Source organism: Micromonospora sp. AMSO31t, from assembly GCF_008868175.1.
In the GTDB taxonomy this organism is placed as follows: domain Bacteria; phylum Actinomycetota; class Actinomycetes; order Mycobacteriales; family Micromonosporaceae; genus Micromonospora.
Genome location: NZ_WBKT01000341.1, coordinates 1 through 481, shown reverse-complemented (window position 1 = coordinate 481; position 481 = coordinate 1). Strand labels below are relative to the sequence as shown.

Sequence of the window (481 nt, the reverse complement as noted above, 5' to 3'; positions counted from 1 at the left end):
TGAACATCCTGGGTAATCAGTTCGTATGCGCAAGGGGAACTACCGCAATCGGACTTGGAGCTGAGGGGTATCAAGGGTCCTCAATAAACAGTAACATTGTTGTTGCTTTCAATGTGTTCAGCAACGCGCTCTATGCGGTCGAGATATTGGGTTGGGGGGATAACCGGACGGCAAATCTGCAGGCCTACAGTAACACCTTCAGTGGCTATCCAAAGGACGTCTCCTTTTTTGCCAGCGGATACGGCTGGAGTAGCAATACTACTTTTTTCGGAAACGTCTCCACAGAGGGCGGAGGTCTTGATAGCAGTTTGTTAAAAGGGCAATGGTTTGGAGACGATGCCTCCAACCAATATCCCGCGTGGGACCTGTATGACGACGTGGGCCGAACCAATACGATCAGCTACGCTCATGGAATGCGGCAGCGCACCTGGGTAAATGTTACAAATTCCGTATTGGTGCTCGAAGACAGAAATGCTGCGCA

Annotated in this window: 1 protein-coding gene; it reads left to right on the top strand. The window is 50.5% G+C overall.

Features of this window, described 5'->3' with window-relative positions; genetic code table 11:
• Positions 1–113: 113 nt before the first annotated feature.
• Positions 114–481, top strand: a 368-nt coding sequence (locus F8274_RS30855) for a hypothetical protein (protein WP_151465921.1), incomplete at its 3' end; no start/stop codon positions are given.